Below are 16605 nucleotides of genomic sequence, written 5' to 3'. Positions count from 1 at the left end.
GGTACGGGTTACGCGGTGCGCGCGAGGGCGTCCGTCAGCGCGGCGACCATCGCGGCGGGGCCGGTGTGGGGGAAGTGGTGACCGCCGGGCAGCAGCGTGAGCGAGAAGCCGGCTCCGGCGCAGTGCCGCCACTCGGGCAGTCCGTCGGCGCGCGTCACCTCGTCGTCGGCGCCACCGAACACGTGCAACGGGCCGGGAAGCGGGTCCGGTTCGGCGAGCAGGTAGCTCTCCGCGAGCCGGAGGTCGGTGCGCATGGGGCGCATGATCTGGTGCAGGAACTCGGGGTGGGCGAGGAGTTCCTCCGGCAGTCCGCCGTTGCGGAGCAGCCAGTCGAGCAGCCCCTCGTCGGACGCCTCGGACATGGTCGCGGGGGGCGGGATGTGCGGGGCCCGGAAGCCGGAGACGAGGGTGGCGACCGGGGCGGGCAGTCCCCGCGCCGCGATCCGGCGGCTCAGCTCGTAGACCAGTGCCCCGCCGAAGCTGTGCCCGAACAGGGCGTACGGCATGGTGAATTCGGGCGTCAGCCCGGCCAGCAGCCGTTCGGACAGCTCGTCGAACCCGTCCGGCATGGGCTCGTCCTGCCGGGTGCCCCGGCCCGGCAGCTCCACGGGGACCAGCTCGATGCCCGGCGGGACGTGCCGCCGCCACCCCGAGAAGGCCCCGGCGCCCGCGCCCGCCTGCGGTACGCAGATCAGCCGGGTGTGCGCGGTGCCGACGGCCAGCCGGCCGGAGACCCAGCGTTCGTCCTGCGGCCGCGCCGTCACACTCATGGGTCCACCTCTGCTGTCCGGTCACGGTCGCACAGCATTGTGGCAGCGGCCCGGGTGCCCTCTCCAGGCAACGATTCCGGCATGCCGCAGGCAACTGGACCGCTCGTCGGAAGCCCGGATTCCGTACGGAGTTGCCGCGCCCTTGCCGGAGTTGTTGCCTGGAGTCCGGTGCTCACCGGCCGCAGCATGGCCAGGGCCTTTCGTCCGGATCAGGTCGGCACCCGAAAGTGGAGAAGTCCCATGACTGACAGCAGCACCGTGATCGACTCCGGCTCGGTGGAGGATCTGGTGAGCAGGCTCGTGCTGCTCGTCGCCCCCCAGAAGAACGAGGACAGCCGGCCCGAGCAGCGCCTCATCTCCGACCTGGGCTACCACTCGCTGGCCCTGGCCGAACTCGCCTTCACCCTGGAGGACCTGTTCGGACTCGAACCGCTCCCGCCGGAGAAGGCGATGTCGCTGGAGAGCGTCGGCGACGTCACCGGGCTCATCGCCGCCGAACTCGACGGCGGCGCCGGGCACCTGCCGAACGACGACGACATCCAGCTGATCTTCGCCCGCTACGGCGTCGAGTGGGCGCCGCAGGCCGCGTAAGGCGCTGCACCCCCCGGAACGGCCGCATGCCGTGCTGTCCCCCGCACACGGCATGCGGTCCGGCGCCCCCTACGGCCGGTTCGGCTCCGCGTACCCCGCGACCTCGCGCGGGCTCCGCGCGCCCGGGCCCACGTAACGCGCCGACGGGCGCACCAGGCGGCCCGTGCGCTTCTGCTCCAGGATGTGCGCCGACCAGCCCGCCGTACGGGCGCAGGTGAACATCGACGTGAACATGGGCGCCGGGACCTCGGCGAAGTCCAGCATGATCGCCGCCCAGAACTCCACGTTCGTCGCGAGCACCCGGTCCGGGCGCCGCGCGTGCAGCTCCTCCAGGGCCGCCTTCTCCAGCGCCCGCGCCACCTCGTAGCGGGGCGCGCCCAGCTCCTCGGCGGTGCGCCGCAGCACCCGGGCGCGCGGGTCCTCGGCGCGGTAGACGCGGTGGCCGAAGCCCATCAGCCGCTCGCCCCTGTCCAGTGCCTTCCGCACGTACGCCGTGGCGTCGCCGGTCCGCTCGATCTCCTCGATCATGCCGAGCACCCGGGACGGGGCGCCGCCGTGCAGCGGGCCCGACATGGCCCCCACCGCCCCGGACAGCGCGGCCGCCACGTCCGCCCCGGTCGAGGCGATGACCCGGGCGGTGAACGTCGAGGCGTTCATGCCGTGCTCGGCGGCGGACGTCCAGTACGCGTCCACGGCCTTCACGTGCCGGGGGTCCGGCTCGCCCCGCCAGCGGATCATGAACCGCTCCACGACCGACTCGGCCTTGTCGATCTCGCGCTGGGGGACCATCGGCACGCCCTGTCCGCGCGCCGACTGCGCCACGTACGACAGCGCCATCACGGCGGCCCGCGCCAGGTTCTCGCGGGCGGTCTCCGCGTTGATGTCCAGCAGCGGTTTCAGCCCCCAGACCGGGGCGAGCATCGCCAGCGCGGCCTGCACGTCCACCCGGACGTCACCGGAGTGCACGGGGATCGGGAACGGCTCGGCGGGCGGCAGACCGGGCTCGAACGCCCCGTCCACCAGCAGGCCCCACACATGGCCGAAGGAGACGTGACCGACGAGATCTTCGATGTCGACGCCCCGGTACCGGAGCGAACCGCCTTCCTTGTCGGGTTCGGCGATTTCCGTCTCGAACGCGACGACTCCTTCGAGTCCGGGTACGAAGTCGGACATCAGGCGGCTCCCTCGGATCGACGGCTGCGCCGGGGGGATCTCCAGCCCGTCCGGCCGCTGCGGCAGGATGGCACCGTGCCCACCCCAGACTCCTCCTTCGATTCCACCACCGATCCGGCCGCGATGCGCGAGCAATACCGATCCGAGACCTTCGCCGAGGACTCGCTCGCGCCCGATCCGATGGACCAGTTCGCGCTCTGGTTCCGCCAAGTCGCCGCCGGCGGCATGCTGCACGAGCCGAACGCCATGGTGGTCTCCACGGCGACCCCCGAGGGCCGCCCCTCGTCCCGCACGGTGCTGCTGAAGATGTACGACGCGCGCGGCTTCGTCTTCTTCACCAACTACGGCTCGCGCAAGGGCCGCGAGCTGGCGGCCAACCCGTACGTCTCGCTGCTCTTCCCCTGGCACCCGCTGGCCCGCCAGGTCATCGTCACCGGCACCGCGGCCCGCGTCCCCCGCGAGGAGACCGTCGCCTACTTCCGCACCCGCCCGCACGGTTCCCAGCTCGGCGCCTGGGCGAGCGACCAGTCGACGGTGATCGGCAGCCGCGAGGAGTTGCTCACCCGCTACGAGGAGTTGTCGTCCCGCTACCCGGAGGGCGAGAAGGTCCCGGCGCCCCCGCACTGGGGCGGCTTCCGCGTCGTCCCCGAGACCATCGAGTTCTGGCAGGGCCACGAGAACCGGCTCCACGACCGGCTGCGTTACGTCCGCGAGGGCGGCGAGGACGGGACATGGCGGGTCGAGCGGCTGTGCCCGTGAATCGCCCCCGACATGCGGAAACCCGCAGGCTCTGGTCCCTCCTTGCGGAGGAGCCGGCCGGATCTACCGGCGAGCCTGCGGGTCGGTGACTGCTTGGGTTTCGGCAGACAGTCCGCCGAGGTGCACGAAGTGCGACGACGGGCTGTCAGCCCGCAGCCACCTCACGAATCCGATAAGACTGCACTTTTCGGATCACCTCCTTTCAACGTGTACGGACAGCTTAGGAACCCCTCCGGGCCCGCACAACCGAATTAACGGCGGACCGATTTCCGGGAAAGTCCCTGTGCCCTGGGTCACGTTCGAGTTCAATGGTCTGACGTGCGGTTATGGCGGACACCTCGCGCAGGGGGACCGGGATGAGTGCTTCCACGAGCAGGGGGACGGCCGGCGCGGAGCTGCTGGCGGCCCTCCTCGACGGCATGGACGCGGCGCTCTGCGCCTTCGACGCGGACGGCACCGTCACCCACTGGAACCGCGAGGCCGAGCGGGTCCTCGGCTGGTCCGCCGAGGAGGCCGTGGGGCGCCCGGGCTTCGCCGGATGGGCCGTGCGCCGGGCCGACGCGGACGAGGTGCAGGGGCGGCTGATGGCCGTCATGGGCGCGCCGGGCCGCCAGGTGCACGAGTTCGCGCTGCTCCGGAAGGACGGCGGCCGGGTCCTCGTGCGCACCCAGTCCGCCGGGGTCCGGGGCGCGGACGGGAAGCCGGCCGGGGTGTACTGCGCGTTCAGCGAGGTCCACGCCCAGATCGACCTGGAACGGGCGATCGCGCTCAGCGAGGCCCTGTTCGAGGACGCCTCCTGGGGCGTCGTCCTGGTCGACGTGGACCTGCGCCCCACCGTCGTCAACGCCCACGCGGCCCGCGCTCTGGGCGGCGGCCGTACGACCCTGCTCGGGCGGCCCCTCGGCGAGGCGATCGCCCAGGGGGTCGAGGAGCTGGAAGGCGCCCTTCAGCACGTTCTGGCCGAGGGGGCGCCGGGCCCGCCCGCCGAGCTGTGGGTGACCCTGCGCGGGGGCGAGGGCACCCGCCGTCGCTGCTGGCGCAGCGGCTTCCTGCGGCTGGCCTCCCCGCTCACCGAGGAGCCCGTGCCGCTGGGCGCCGGCTGGGTCTTCCAGGACGTCACGGAGGCCCGGCTCGCCGCCCAGGAGGCGGACCGGCTGCGGTTCCGCTCCAACCAGCTGCACCGCGCCGCGCGGTCCGCCGCGGAGTGCGAGGACCCGATGGAGGCCGCGATGTCGTCGCTCGACTTCGCGCTGGCCGGGTTCGCCGACCACGCGCTGGTCGACCTGGTGGCGGGGGAGCGCCTGGTCCGGGCGGCGGCCACCCCGGCCGACGCGCCGGGCCCCTGCCTCCCGGTGGCCGGCGGCGGCATCCCCCTGCGGTACGCGCCCGGCCACCCGGCCCTCCAGGCGGTGGACCGCACGGGCTCGGTGCGCACGTCGGCGGGGGCGGGGCGTACGGACGGCGAGTGGGCGCGGCAGCGGCAGTGGCCCCCGGACGCGGTCCACGCGCTCGCCACGGTCCTGCGCAGCCGCGGCCGCACCCTGGGCGTGGTGACGTTCCTCCGCTCCGCGCACCGCAGCGCGTTCGAACGCCCGGACGCGACGTACGCGGAAACGGTGGCCGCCCGGGTGGCGGCCTCGGTGGACCTGCGCATGTCCAGCCCGTCCGGCGATTGAGGACGGAACCGCTGCCGCCGGGAAACGGCGCCCCCGGTCCGGGAAGCCCCAGGCTCTAGTGCCGGTAGAAAATCCGCTCCGCGTACTGCGACATCACGCGCCCGTTCCACTCGTGCCCGCCGTCCACGTTCCCCGACCGCAGCAACGGCGGCTCGATGCCCCGCTCCAGCAGCCGTTCCGCCGCCGCGGCCATCATGCCCTGCATGATCGCGCTGGTGACCACCGTGGACGCCGGCGCGAACGGCGCCTCGATGCCGTCCACCTCCAGCTCCGCGTCGCCGACCGCGATCCCGCTGTCGAGGACGATGTCGCAGTGGTCCCGCAGGAAGCCGCCCGAGCTGTGCCGGGACCGGGTCTCCTCCGCGTACGCGACCGAGGTGACGCCGATGACCTTCAGGCCCAGCGCGCGGGCGTTGAGGGCCATCTCGACGGGCAGGGCGTTGCGCCCGGAGAGCGAGATGATCACGAGCACGTCGCCTGACTTCGCGGGGCTGGAGTCGAGCACCGCGCCCGCGAGGCCGTCCACGCGTTCCAGGGCGGAGCCCAGGGTGGCGGGCATGACGTCCACGCCGAGGGTCCCGGGCACGGCCATGAGGTTCATCAGGGCGAGCCCGCCCGCCCGGTAGACGACGTCCTGCGCGGCGAGCGAGGAGTGCCCGGCACCGAAGGCGAAGAGCCGGCCGCCCGCCTCGACGGTGTCGGCGATCGCGGCACCGGCGGCCGCGATGTTCCCGGCCTCCTCGTCCCGCACCCTCCCCAGCAGGCCGATCGCCGCATCGAAGAACTGACCGGCCAGCTTGCTTTCGCTCATCGGGGAGGACCTTTCCGGCGGGGTGGGATGTCCATGGGGCGTCCGTAACGCCGATCACGTTGCGGTCTGGACCAGTGACCTGTCAATACCGCACGACCCCGGTGGCGACGGCGCGGCACGGTTCCGCGCGCGATGCGTCAGAATTGATGCCAGGGCCAGCGCACGATTGCATCGAGGGGCACGAATGTCCGGACTGATCGACACCACGGAGATGTATCTCCGCACCATCCTCGAACTCGAAGAGGAAGGCGTGGTCCCCATGCGCGCCCGGATCGCGGAACGGCTGGACCAGAGCGGTCCGACCGTCAGCCAGACCGTGGCGCGGATGGAGCGCGACGGCCTGGTCCAGGTCGCGGGCGACCGGCACCTGGAGCTGACCGAGGAGGGCCGCCGCCTCGCGACCCGCGTCATGCGCAAGCACCGGCTTGCCGAGTGCCTGCTGGTCGACGTGATCGGCCTGGAGTGGGAGCAGGTCCACGCCGAGGCGTGCCGGTGGGAGCACGTGATGAGCGAGGCGGTCGAACGCCGGGTGCTGGAGCTGCTCCGCCACCCGACGGAGTCGCCGTACGGCAACCCGATCCCGGGCCTGGAGGAGCTGGGCGAGAAGGCCGAGGCCGACCCCTTCCTCGACGAGGGCATGGTCAGCCTCTCCGACCTCGACCCGGGCAGCGACGGCAAGACGGTGGTGGTCCGCCGGATCGGGGAGCCGATCCAGACGGACGCCCAGCTGATGTACACGCTGCGGCGGGCGGGCGTGCAGCCCGGCTCCGTGGTCAGCGTGACGCAGTCGCCCGGCGGGGTGCTGGTCGGCAGCAGCGGCGAGGCGGCGGAGCTGGACTCCGAGGTCGCCTCGCACGTCTTCGTCGCCAAGAGGTAGACGCGCTTTCCGGGAAACCGGGCACCGGCAGCCGCCGGTGCCCGGTTTCTCTCTTTTTCCGTACCGAACCGCAGCGCTCCGGCGCGGACCGTGCCACGCTGTGGCGGAGGGGTGGCTGAGCGTGCGGGCCACCGCCCGTGCCGCCGGGGAGGGGAGCTGCGATGCACCCGTCGTACGCAGACATGCGGAGGGCCCCGGCGCCGCAAGGCGCCGGGACCCGTCCCTCCCTGTGTCCGACCTGGAGCCCCGAGCTCCCGAGGTCGGTCCCGCGAGCCCTCATCCCCGAGCGGCCCGCCTCCTGCAGAACATCTCCCCTCCGCTGCCGTCGTCAATCCTGGGAAGCCGTCACTCGAACGAGCGGTGTTGGCCGGCAGATCCCGGTTTTCGAATAGAGGTTCGATAGTCTGGCCGGCACGACCACCCGGTGACCCAGGGAGAGAAGGGGGTGCCAGAAGCTATGGCGCGGCGCATCGAAGTGACCGGATCGGACGGCGTACGCCTCGCGGCCTGGGAGTTCGCCGACCCGCCCGCGGCGGGCGCGGACGGCGCCCCGGCCCCCGCCGTCTTACTGCTGCACGGCCTGATGGGCCGGGCCTCGCACTGGGCTTCCACCGCCGACTGGCTCGCCGAGCGGCACCGCCCGGTCGGCCTCGACCAGCGCGGCCACGGCGACAGCGGGAAACCGGCCGACGGCCCCTACACCCGGGACGCCTACGTGGCGGACGCCGAGGCGGTCATCGAACAGCTGGGGCTCGCCCCCGTCACCCTCGTCGGCCACTCCATGGGAGCCCTCACCGCCTGGCAGCTCGCCGCCAAGCGCCCCGACCTGGTCCGCGCGCTCGTCGTCTGCGACATGCGCGCCTCCGCGCTCGGCGCGGCCTCGCAGCGCGAGTGGGAGGACTGGTTCGGGAGCTGGCCGCTCCCCTTCGCCTCGCCCGACGCCGTGCGGCGGTGGTTCGGCGAGGAGGACCCGTGGGTGGAGCGCCCCAGCCCCTCCCGGGGCGCGTTCTACGCCGAGGTGATGGCCGAGCGGGACGGCGGCTGGTGGCCCGTCTTCTCGCGCCGCCAGATGCTGGAGTCCCGCGCCACCTGGGTGTTCGAAGCGCACTGGGAGGAGCTGGCCCAGGTCAGGTGCCCCACGCTGGTGCTGCGCGGGCTGGACGGCGAGCTCGGCCGGGCGGAGGCGCAGGAGATGGTCCGGGTCCTGCCGCGCGGCCGGTACGCCGAGGTGGCCGACGCCGGCCACCTCGTGCACTTCGACCAGCCGGAGGGCTGGCGCGCCGCGGTCGAACCGTTCCTGGAGCAGCTGTCCGAGGACGCGCGGGACGACCGCGAGCCCGTGTCCCCGTAACTCCGCCTTCAGCCCTTGCTGACCGCCGTCAGGATCTCCGGCAGCCGCAGCGCCATGCGCGGGGCCGCCAGCCGCAGCCCGCCCCAGGCGATCAGTGCCCCGTACGCCGCGCCGACCGGCAGCAGCAGCCACAGCCAGTCCGTCCGGTCCGTGACGTGCAGGGTGATCGTCAGCGCGATCACCGGGGCGCTCAGCACGGCCGCCGCGACCATGCCGCCGAGGATGGAGATCCAGGCGAGACCGGCCTGCCCCGGCGCCACGTTCTTGAACGCCCCCTCCTGAGGAATCGAGTACGGGAGGCTCACCGAGGCCACCGAGCCCGTCGCCAGCATCGCGCCCAGCAGCGCGAACGACAGGCCGAGCACCCCCAGCAGCAGCTTCCAGTCGCCGAGCAGCGCCGCCGTCACCACCGCCACGAGCACCGTGTACGGAAGCGTGATCAGCAGCAGCGCCAGGGCCCGGGCGCGCAGTTCGGCGTACGCGTCCCGCGCCGAGGAGATCGTCTGGGCGACCATCCAGAACGCGGAGGTGTCCTGCCCGAACTGGTTGTACATCTGCATGCCGAGCATCCCGGAGGCGAAGCAGGCGAAGTACACCGTGCCCTGGCCCTGGACGGCGTTGATCAGCGGGACGATCAGCCCGACCGCCAGCGCGGTCACCCAGGCCGCCTTCGTCTTCGGGTCCCGTGCCACGTACCGCAGGGACCGCTGCATCACCGTGCCGGTGCGGCCCTCCGGGAGCAGGGCCCACAGGCCCGCGCCGACCCGGCCGGACCTCTCGCGGTCCGGCCCGGCGGCGGCAGTCGTGGAACCGTCCGGTGCGGTCATCAGCTTCGTCAGGCTGCGCCGCCACAGCCACAGCAGCACCGCCGGCGCGGCCGCCGCGCTCAGCAGCTGGACGACGGCCCGCCCGTACGCCCCCTCGGCGGCGGAGCCCACGGACCCGACGGCCGAGGCGGGCGGCACCCAGCGCAGGACGTCCGCCGCCGGGTCGAGCGAGGAGAGCCCGCCGGCCTGCCCGAGGCGCTGGGCCCCGAAGTTGACGACCTGGATGCCCACCGCGATCACCAGGCCGCTGAGGACCGCCAGGTCGCGGCCCTTGCGGGAGGTCAGCAGCCGGGTGTTGGCGGCGGCGACGGCGCGGGCCAGGGCCACGCAGACCAGCAGGGTCAGTGGCACGGCGAGCACCGCGAAGACCACCGCGCCCGCCCCCTCGGCCAGCGCGGCCACCGATCCGGCCGCCAGGCACAGCGTGAACAGCGGGCCGATCCCGATCAGCGAGGAGACCAGCAGCGCGACGATCAGCGGCCGGGGCCGCAGCGGCAGCATCACCAGCCGGGTCGGGTCCAGGGTCTCGTCGCCGGCCGAGAAGAACAGCGGCATCACCGCCCAGCCGAGGGCCAGGACGGCGGTGAGGAGCACCACCACCGAGTCCGCGTGGGCGTGGCCGCGCAGCAGGATCAGCCCGACCAGCTGCCCGGCGGCGATGAGCAGGGCGCCGGCGACCGAGGCGATGTAGGCGGCCCGGCGCCCGGAGGACTGGCGCAGCCCGTTGCGTAGCAGGGCCAGCTTGAGCCGGGCGAATACGGGGATCAGCACCGAAGCACCGGTCGTGGCCCCGGTCCGGGGGCCGGTGCCGGCGGGGGCGTCGAGCACGCTCATCGGTCGCCGCCCAGCCAGTCCAGGGTCGCGCCGGCGTCGCGGTCGCCCGCACCCACCAGCTCCAGGAACGCGTCCTGGAGCGAGGACGCCTCGCCGCGCACCTCGGCCAGCGGGCCCTGGGCACGGATGGCGCCGGCCGCCATGACGGCCACCCAGTCGCACAGCGACTCGACCAGCTCCATCACATGGCTGGAGAAGACGACGGTGGCCCCGGACCGCGTGTAGCGCTCCAGGACCTTGCGGATGGTCTGTGCGGAGACCGGGTCGACGCCCTCGAACGGCTCGTCCAGGAACAGCACTTCGGGGTTGTGCAGCAGGGCGGCGGCGAGCCCGATCTTCTTGCGCATCCCGGTCGAGTAGTCGATGACCAGCTTGTGCTGGGAGCCGGCCAGGTCCAGCACGTCGAGCAGCTGGGTCGCCCGGCTGTCCACCTCCTGGCCGGGCAGCCCGCGCAACCGGCCGGTGTAGGCGAGGAGTTCGCGGCCGGACAGCCGCTCGAAGAGGCGCAGTCCCTCGGGCAGGACCCCGATCCGGGACTTCACCCCGACCGGGTCGCCCCAGACGTCGCGCCCGCCGATCTCGATCCGCCCCTGGTCGGGCCGGAGCAGCCCGGTGACCATGGAGAGCGTGGTGGTCTTCCCCGCCCCGTTGGGCCCCACCAGGCCGATGAACTTGCCGGCGGGCAGGTCCAGATCGATGCCGGCGACCGCGGTCTGCTCGCCGAATCGTTTCCACAACCCCTGGACGCGCACCGCGGGCGGTGCCGGCCGCGGTGCCTCGGTCCCCTCGGTGCCCTCACGTTCTGCCTGGTCCGGCATGTGCACGCCCTTCGAAGTCCCCGTACGTACGTGTCGTACCCGGGGACCACCCTACGAAAGGCGTTCCTGGGCCGTGCCCGGAAGGCCCCGCCCGGCCCGCCCTGCGGGCGGACGGCGCTACTTTCGAAACACGCCCTGACGCGCGTCGGCCGCCGCCCGCCCGCAGGCGTACGCGAGCGGGCCGATCAGCTCCTCGACCTCGGGCAGCCAGCGGTTGGCGGTCGTGGGGGAGCGGGCCCACTGCACCGCGCCCGCCCCGCCGACCCGGGTCGGGGGCGCGACGACGTAACCGCCCTCGCCGACGCCGCGCAGGCCGATCGACGCGGCGTTCCACCCGGCCCGGCGGGCCAGGTCCTCCGCCTTCGCGGCGGCGCCGGGCAGCACGAAGAACTGCATGCGGCGGTCGGGGGTCCGGGTGACCGGGCCGAGCGGCAGGCTCATCCGCTCCATCCGGGCGAGCGCCAGGAAGCCCGCCGACTCCGGCACGTCGACGGCGTCGAACGCGCGCCCGGTGGGCAGCAGCACCGCGGCGCCCGGCCGCCGGGCCCACATCCGGCGGGCCGCCGCGCCGCTGCCGGTGGCCCCGTCCGCCCAGTCGGCCCCGGCGGGGTGGGCGCCGGGCGCGGCGCACGCCTCCTCGCCGCAGGAGCACCGCCGGTCACCGCCGGACGGCTCCAGCCAGGTGCCCGGGCACACGTCCCAGTGCCTCTCCTCCGTGTACCGCACGGCGGCGTCGAGCAGCTGCTCCACGCGCTGCCGGGGGACCTGCGCGGCTTCCATGACTCCGATGGGCTCTTCCACGTCCAGCTCAACTACGGGCTTCACGAAGAGTTACGGCCGCCCGGTGCGCGGTTCCGCACACGGGGCGCACGGATGCACGGGCGGGGGCGCGTGGGAGAGGCACGGGCCCTGGGCGGGTAGCTGCTTACGGGACGTCCGGCAGGGGCGGTTCGGCGCGGCATTTTAGTGACTGGCCGTGACGAATGCGGTAAGTCGCTCGGAAAGTGACCAACACGATGAATCGGCGCATTTCTCAGACATATGTCGGGCAGTGATCCCGCCACCTATCACTGCGGCCTCAGGGGGACACACATGGCAGCCAGGCCACTCGTCGCACGTCAGCCGAACGAACGGCTCCAGACGCTCATCCAGGAAGCCGGATGCTCCAACGCGGGCCTCGCCCGCCGGGTCAACATGGTCGGGGCCGAACGCGGCCTCGACCTCCGCTACGACAAGACGTCCGTGGCCCGGTGGCTGCGCGGCCAGCAGCCGCGCGGCCGGGCGCCGGGCACCATCGCCGAGGCGCTGGGCCGCAAGCTCGGCCGTACGGTCACGATCGACGAGATCGGGATGGCCAACGGCAAGAACCTCGCCTCGGGCGTCGGCCTCCAGTTCGCGCCGACGGTGACCGGGGCGATCGAGCAGGTCTGCGAGCTGTGGCGCAGCGACGTCGGGCGCCGCGACTTCCTCACCGGCTCGGCGGTCGCCTCGTCCGCGCTCGTGGAGCCCAGCCGGGACTGGCTGATCACCGGCGCGGACCCGCAGGTCGCCCGGGCCGCCGGGTCCCGGGTCGGGATGGCGGACGTGGAGGCGGTGCGGGCGACGACGGCCGCGCTGGTCGACCTCGACCACCGCTTCGGCAGCGGCCACGTGCGCCCGGTCCTCGTGCACTACCTCAACAGCGTGGTCTCCGGGCTGCTTTCGGGGGCGTACCGCGAATCGACGGGCCGCCAGCTGTTCGCGGCGGTCTCCCGGCTCACCGAACTCGCCGGCTACATGGCCATCGACACGGGCCAGCCGGGCCTGGCCCAGCGCTACTACATCCAGGCCCTGCGCCTCGCGCAGGCGGCGGGCGACCGCGCGTACGGCGGCTATGTGCTGGCCGCCTCGATGAGCCACCTCGCCGCCCAGCTCGGCAACCCGCGTGAGATCGCCCAGCTGGCGCGGGCCGCGCAGGAGGGCGCGCGCGGCCGGGTCACCCCGCGCGCGGAGGCGATGTTCCACGCGGCGGAGGCGCGCGGCCACGCGCTGCTCGGCGACGCCCGCACCTGCCTGGAGACCGCGGCCCGGGCCGAGGCCGCCCTGGAGCGGGCCGAGCCGGACAGCGGGGACGACCCGGACTGGATCGCCCACTTCGACCACGCCTACCTCGCGGACGAACTCGCCCACTGTCACCGGGACCTGGGGCAGGCGGAGGCCGCCGCGCGCCGGGCGAAGGAGTCCCTGGACGGCCACCCGGAGTCCCGGGCCCGGCGCCGGGGCATCGGCCTCGCGCTGCTGGCCACGGCCCAGGTGCAGCTGCGGGAGGTCGAGCAGGCGTGCCACACGGGGACCCGGGCGATGGAGCTGCTCGGCACGGTGCGCTCGACCCGGGGCGCGGAGTATCTGGAGGACCTCCAGCAGCGCCTGCTGCCGTACGGGGACGAGCCCGCGGTACGGGAGTTCGGGGCGCGCCTCGAACTCCAGGCGGCGTGAGCGGGGGCGGGTGGGCCCTTAACTGCGTCTGGAGGGGCCGCGGCGTTACACCGTGTGTCACGGCCGTGCTGCGGACCGCGGGCACTTGGCGCACCGCGGCTGCCACCCGATAGCGTGAGTCGACGATTCCCTAGTTGACACGCACGTAGGAGTCCCCGTGACACAGAGCGGACAGGGCGACGAGCAGCAGCCCCCTGCTGTACGACCCGCGCACGAGGGTGTCGTGCTGCCCTCGGACGGCGGCGAGCCCTGGACGCCGGGAAGAGCGGCGGACCAGGCGCCCCCGGCCGGCGGCCGGCCGTGGGGGCAGACCTGGGGCCCGCAGGACGGCGGGCAGGACCCGTACGGGCAGCAGCCGCAGCAGCCGTACCAGGCGGGCCCGCAGCAGCAGGGGCCGTACGGACAGCAGCCCGGTGGGTACGGACAGCAGCACGCGTACGGCCAGAACCAGAGCGGCCCGTACGGCCAGGACCAGGGCGCCGCGCCCTTCCCGCCCGCCCCGCAGCAGCCCGCCCGGCCCCAGCCGTACGCTCAGCCGCTGCCGCCCGAGGCCGGGGCCGGGGCGGTTCCGGGCGGGGACGCCGACGCCACGCAGTACATCGCGCCGGTCCCCGGCGGCCCCGCGCCCGGCGGGCTGCCGCCGGAGAACCCCGCGGAGTCCACGCAGTTCCTGGGCCGCGCCGCGCAGGCCCCGCAGGGCGGCGGCGGGGACGCCGAGGCGACCCAGTACATCCCTCCGGTGCCCGGCGGCGCCCCGTACGGCATCCGGCCCGGGACGCCCGGCGAGCGGCAGCCGCCCGCCGAGTTCGACAACCTCTTCCGCAGCGACGCACCCGAAGGCGCGACGCAGCAGATGCCGCGGTTCGACCCGGCCCAGCAGCAGGCCCCGTACCAGCAGCCCCCGCGGCAGCAGCCGTACCAGGCGGGCCCGCCGCCGCAGCAGGGCTTCCAGCAGCCGCCCCCGTACAGCGGCCCCCAGGACGGCCCGGGGCGGGACGAGGGCGACGGCGGACGGCGCAAGAAGTCCGGCGCGGTGCCGCTGATCGCGGCCGTCGTCGTCGGCTGCGCGGTGATCGGTCTCGGCGCCGGCGCGCTGATGAGCGGTGGCGACGACGACAAGGACGCCAAGCAGCCGGTGGCGTCCGCGAGTTCACCGGCCGCCGCGGAAGAGCCCGGCAAGAAGGAGCAGCCCGCCGCCGACCCGGCGAAGCCGCAGGCCGAGGCGCTGGACAAGCTCCTCGCGGACAGCAACAACAGCCGCGCCGCGGTGATCGGGGCGGTCGAGAAGACCAAGTCCTGCACCGACCTGGACACGGCCGTCTCCGACCTCAAGGGCGCCGCGACGGAACGCCGCGACCTGGTCACGCGGCTCCAGGCGCTGTCCGTGGACAAACTGCCGGACCACGACCGGCTGACGGCCGCGCTCACCACGGCGTGGCAGGCGTCCGCGTCCGCCGACGACCACTACGCCGCCTGGGCGGCGCAGGCCAAGAGCAAGAAGGTCTGCAAGCACGGGCACGCGAAGACGACCTCGCACACCAAGCAGGCCACCGTGAAGAGCGCCGAGGCCAGCAAGGCGAAGCAGGAGGCGTCCGGGCTGTGGAACAAGATCGCGGAGAAGTACGGCCTGACCAAGCGCCAGGCGACCGCGCTCTGACCTCCCCGGCCCGCCAGGGCCTGTCCGGCGAATCCTCGCGGGACGGGCCCTGGACCGGTCCGGCGCACCCGCGCCGGTTCAGCGGGTCGCGCTCGCCTCGGCCATGGTCTCCGTGACGTCCACGAAGTCCTTCCGCGCCGCGACGAGCCGCCCGTCGCGCACCACCTGGAACGTCACCTTGCTGTTGACGACGCGGGGGTACGCCTGCGAGCCGATCATGTCCTCGTAGCGCCAGCGCAGCGCGGGCGTGAGGCCCCCGGTGTCGGCGCGGACGCCCTTGCCGAGGGCCCTGGTGAGCTTCGACGCGGTGATCCCGGACTCGTGCATCGACTCGATGACCGACTTCAGCGCGGTGTACGCGATCCAGGTGGTCTGCACGCCGGTGTCGTCCGGGTCGATCCGGTTGTCGCCGAAGGCGTACTCGCGGATCACCTTCCGCATCGGGTCCCACCGGGCATCGCCCGGGGGCGGGTACCAGCCGGTGACGTACGCCCCTTCGAACGGGCTGTCCCGGCCGCCGGTGCGGTCGATGAGCGGCTGACCCACACTGCCGAGCACGGAGGCCACGCGCACGGCGGCGCCCCCCGGTTCCAGCCGCCGGAACGAGTCGAAGAAGGTCTCCGTGCGGTCGCCCAGCACGGACGTCACGCACCCGCCCGCCGCGCCCGCCCCGGAGAGCGCGCGTCGTGCCTCCGCGTCGTACGAGGTGGCGCCCTCGGCGGCCGGTATGTCGAGCGGCAGCGGCCGCCCGGCGCCCTTGAGGCCGGTGCGCAGCAGCCATGCCTGGCTGTCGCCGGCCAGCGTGTCCGGGCGGACCAGCGAGACCCGGTCGCAGTCGTGCGACAGCTGCTCGGCGGTGCCGGCGAGCAGCGCGGACTGGCCCCCGGTCACCGGGTAGGACGCATAGCTGCGGAACTCCTCCTCGGAGGCGCCGTAACCGCCGATGTACGGGATGCCGGCGACCTCCAGCGGGGCCATGTACGCCCGCCCGTGCCGGCTGTACGAGCCGACGACCGCGACCGCCTTCTCCTCGACGGCCTTGCGGGCGCAGTCCCCCGCCCCGGTCCAGGCGTCCTGTTCGTCACAGGTGACGACGCGCAGCTCGTGCCCGTCGATCCCGCCCCGCGCGTTGATCCAGCGCCCGTACGCCCGCGCCATGGCGGTCATCCCCGCCATGTTCTCGGCGTCCGGTCCCGAGGCGCCGCTCGGAGCCCAGGTCACGACGGTGACGGGCTCCCTGGAGTCCCCCGAACCCCCAGGGAGCGCGCCGCAGCCGGACAGCAGCATGGCCCCGGCCGTCACCGCACCGGTGAGCAGTCCGAAGGGGCGGGAGGGATGGGGGCGTCGCCGTCCGGTCATGGACCGAGACCCTTCCCCGCCCCGGGTAACGCCGTGGTGTGGTGCCGTCAACGGCCGGTGACGTCACCGTGAACGCCAGGGGCCGGTCATCGCCGCCGAAAAGGGAACGTACGATCGACAACCGTGCAGCAAGGTTCCGAGAACTCTTCCCGTCGCGGCCGTCGCTCCTCCACCATGGGCGGCATGCCGCTCAACGACCTTCCGTGGTGGCGCTGGCGCAGCAACGTGCGCTCGGCGCTGCACATGCTCTCCGACCCCGTCTTCCACCGCGAGTGCTGGCTGGCCGGCCGGGAGGGGTACGGCGACGTCACCGACGCCGTGTACCGCCTGGTCGAGGACACCTGGCTCGACAACTGGTCCGCCGAGAAGTACGTCGGCACGATCTTCCGGGACGCCACCGAGGCCGCCCTGGTGGACGCCGCCGTGCTCCGGGTGCTGCGCATCCTGCACCAGGTCGGGGCGGACGCCCACGTCTCCGTCTACCTGGAGCACCCCGGCTGGCCGGAGGCCGTCGCCGCCGCCCGCGAGGCGCACGTGCTGCTCTCCACCAACGACGGCGAGGACCCCGACGCCCCGCCGCGCTCCCTGGACGTCCTCCGCATTCTGACCAGGTCCGCCTGATCCACG

Annotated in this window: 15 protein-coding genes; 8 read left to right on the top strand and 7 right to left on the bottom strand. The window is 73.8% G+C overall.

From position 1 onward, the window contains the following. Positions 1-8: 8 nt before the first annotated feature. Positions 9-770 (bottom strand): thioesterase II family protein, encoded by a 762-nt coding sequence (locus tag ACN6LM_RS02655; protein ID WP_445063626.1) that lies wholly within the window; start codon positions 768-770, stop codon positions 9-11. 240 nt (positions 771-1010) lie between these two features. On the opposite strand from ACN6LM_RS02655, the gene ACN6LM_RS02650 reads away from it, so the two are divergent. Beyond that, entirely contained in the window at positions 1011-1361 is a 351-nt protein-coding gene (locus ACN6LM_RS02650; protein ID WP_445063625.1) for an acyl carrier protein, read from the top strand. A gap of 69 nt (positions 1362-1430) precedes the next feature. Here the strand turns inward: ACN6LM_RS02650 and ACN6LM_RS02645 are convergent, their stop codons facing one another. Beyond that, entirely contained in the window at positions 1431-2534 is a 1104-nt protein-coding gene (locus ACN6LM_RS02645; RefSeq protein WP_445063624.1) for a citrate synthase 2, read from the bottom strand. Between the two features lie 123 nt (positions 2535-2657). Here ACN6LM_RS02645 and pdxH point away from each other — a divergent pair, with 123 nt between their 5' ends. Next, positions 2658-3293, top strand: coding sequence for a pyridoxamine 5'-phosphate oxidase (pdxH, locus tag ACN6LM_RS02640; RefSeq protein ID WP_445063662.1), 636 nt, complete (start codon positions 2658-2660; stop codon positions 3291-3293). 356 nt (positions 3294-3649) lie between these two features. Beyond that, complete coding sequence (locus ACN6LM_RS02635; protein WP_445063623.1) at positions 3650-4969, top strand: PAS domain-containing protein; 1320 nt, start codon at positions 3650-3652, stop codon at positions 4967-4969. 55 nt (positions 4970-5024) lie between these two features. Here ACN6LM_RS02635 and ACN6LM_RS02630 read toward each other — a convergent pair whose 3' ends face one another. After that, the gene (locus ACN6LM_RS02630) at positions 5025-5780 is read right to left on the bottom strand and encodes an SIS domain-containing protein (protein ID WP_445063622.1); all 756 of its coding nucleotides are present in this window, start codon (positions 5778-5780) and stop codon (positions 5025-5027) included. Positions 5781-5964: 184 nt separating this feature from the next. On the opposite strand from ACN6LM_RS02630, the gene ACN6LM_RS02625 reads away from it, so the two are divergent. Together ACN6LM_RS02625 and ACN6LM_RS02620 are read left to right on the top strand one after the other, a co-directional pair. Further along, on the top strand, positions 5965-6657 hold the full coding sequence (locus tag ACN6LM_RS02625) for a metal-dependent transcriptional regulator (RefSeq protein ID WP_164401747.1): 693 nt from the start codon (positions 5965-5967) through the stop codon (positions 6655-6657). Positions 6658-7114: 457 nt separating this feature from the next. Then, on the top strand, positions 7115-8008 hold the full coding sequence (locus ACN6LM_RS02620; RefSeq protein ID WP_445063661.1) for an alpha/beta fold hydrolase: 894 nt from the start codon (positions 7115-7117) through the stop codon (positions 8006-8008). A gap of 8 nt (positions 8009-8016) precedes the next feature. On the opposite strand, the gene ACN6LM_RS02615 is transcribed toward ACN6LM_RS02620, so the two are convergent. The 3 genes from ACN6LM_RS02615 to ACN6LM_RS02605 all read right to left on the bottom strand — a co-directional run bounded on the left by ACN6LM_RS02615 (position 8017) and on the right by ACN6LM_RS02605 (position 11267). Then, positions 8017-9669, bottom strand: coding sequence for a transporter (locus ACN6LM_RS02615; protein WP_445063621.1), 1653 nt, complete (start codon positions 9667-9669; stop codon positions 8017-8019). Then, entirely contained in the window at positions 9666-10487 is an 822-nt protein-coding gene (locus ACN6LM_RS02610) for an ABC transporter ATP-binding protein (protein ID WP_445063620.1), read from the bottom strand. Before ACN6LM_RS02610 ends, ACN6LM_RS02615 begins: the two co-directional genes overlap by 4 nt. Positions 10488-10604: 117 nt before the next feature. Continuing rightward, positions 10605-11267 (bottom strand): bifunctional DNA primase/polymerase, encoded by a 663-nt coding sequence (locus ACN6LM_RS02605; protein WP_445063660.1) that lies wholly within the window; start codon positions 11265-11267, stop codon positions 10605-10607. A 312-nt stretch (positions 11268-11579) separates the two neighbouring features. Between ACN6LM_RS02605 and ACN6LM_RS02600 the strand changes: the two genes are divergently transcribed. Continuing rightward, positions 11580-12962, top strand: a complete 1383-nt coding sequence (locus ACN6LM_RS02600) for a transcriptional regulator (RefSeq protein WP_445063619.1) — start codon at positions 11580-11582, stop codon at positions 12960-12962. A 223-nt stretch (positions 12963-13185) separates the two neighbouring features. Beyond that, a complete protein-coding gene (locus ACN6LM_RS02595) occupies positions 13186-14619 on the top strand; it encodes a hypothetical protein (protein WP_445063659.1) in 1434 nt (477 codons plus the stop codon). 78 nt (positions 14620-14697) lie between these two features. On the opposite strand, the gene ACN6LM_RS02590 is transcribed toward ACN6LM_RS02595, so the two are convergent. Then, a complete protein-coding gene (locus ACN6LM_RS02590) occupies positions 14698-15978 on the bottom strand; it encodes an ABC transporter substrate-binding protein (RefSeq protein ID WP_445063618.1) in 1281 nt (426 codons plus the stop codon). Between the two features lie 174 nt (positions 15979-16152). Between ACN6LM_RS02590 and ACN6LM_RS02585 the strand changes: the two genes are divergently transcribed. Then, a complete protein-coding gene (locus tag ACN6LM_RS02585) occupies positions 16153-16599 on the top strand; it encodes an SCO4402 family protein (RefSeq protein WP_445063658.1) in 447 nt (148 codons plus the stop codon). Positions 16600-16605: the final 6 nt, after the last annotated feature.

This window comes from Streptomyces sp. SAS_281 (assembly GCF_052542855.1).
Note: the sequence above shows the minus strand (reverse complement) of the source record. Positions and strands in the feature narration are given on the sequence as shown.

Bases quoted from the DNA above. Each gene is read 5' to 3' on its own strand.
- ACN6LM_RS02620 (WP_445063661.1), top strand. From the start codon at position 7,115: ATGGCGCGGCGCATCGAAGTGACCGGATCGGACGGCGTACGCCTCGCG.
- ACN6LM_RS02600 (WP_445063619.1), top strand. From the start codon at position 11,580: ATGGCAGCCAGGCCACTCGTCGCACGTCAGCCGAACGAACGGCTCCAG.
- ACN6LM_RS02585 (WP_445063658.1), top strand. From the start codon at position 16,153: ATGGGCGGCATGCCGCTCAACGACCTTCCGTGGTGGCGCTGGCGCAGC.
- ACN6LM_RS02590 (WP_445063618.1), bottom strand. From the start codon at position 15,978: ATGACCGGACGGCGACGCCCCCATCCCTCCCGCCCCTTCGGACTGCTC.
- ACN6LM_RS02655 (WP_445063626.1), bottom strand. From the start codon at position 770: ATGAGTGTGACGGCGCGGCCGCAGGACGAACGCTGGGTCTCCGGCCGG.
- ACN6LM_RS02635 (WP_445063623.1), top strand. From the start codon at position 3,650: ATGAGTGCTTCCACGAGCAGGGGGACGGCCGGCGCGGAGCTGCTGGCG.
- ACN6LM_RS02625 (WP_164401747.1), top strand. From the start codon at position 5,965: ATGTCCGGACTGATCGACACCACGGAGATGTATCTCCGCACCATCCTC.
- ACN6LM_RS02650 (WP_445063625.1), top strand. From the start codon at position 1,011: ATGACTGACAGCAGCACCGTGATCGACTCCGGCTCGGTGGAGGATCTG.
- ACN6LM_RS02605 (WP_445063660.1), bottom strand. From the start codon at position 11,267: ATGGAAGCCGCGCAGGTCCCCCGGCAGCGCGTGGAGCAGCTGCTCGAC.
- ACN6LM_RS02630 (WP_445063622.1), bottom strand. From the start codon at position 5,780: ATGAGCGAAAGCAAGCTGGCCGGTCAGTTCTTCGATGCGGCGATCGGC.
- ACN6LM_RS02610 (WP_445063620.1), bottom strand. From the start codon at position 10,487: ATGCCGGACCAGGCAGAACGTGAGGGCACCGAGGGGACCGAGGCACCG.
- pdxH (WP_445063662.1), top strand. From the start codon at position 2,658: ATGCGCGAGCAATACCGATCCGAGACCTTCGCCGAGGACTCGCTCGCG.
- ACN6LM_RS02645 (WP_445063624.1), bottom strand. From the start codon at position 2,534: ATGTCCGACTTCGTACCCGGACTCGAAGGAGTCGTCGCGTTCGAGACG.
- ACN6LM_RS02615 (WP_445063621.1), bottom strand. From the start codon at position 9,669: ATGAGCGTGCTCGACGCCCCCGCCGGCACCGGCCCCCGGACCGGGGCC.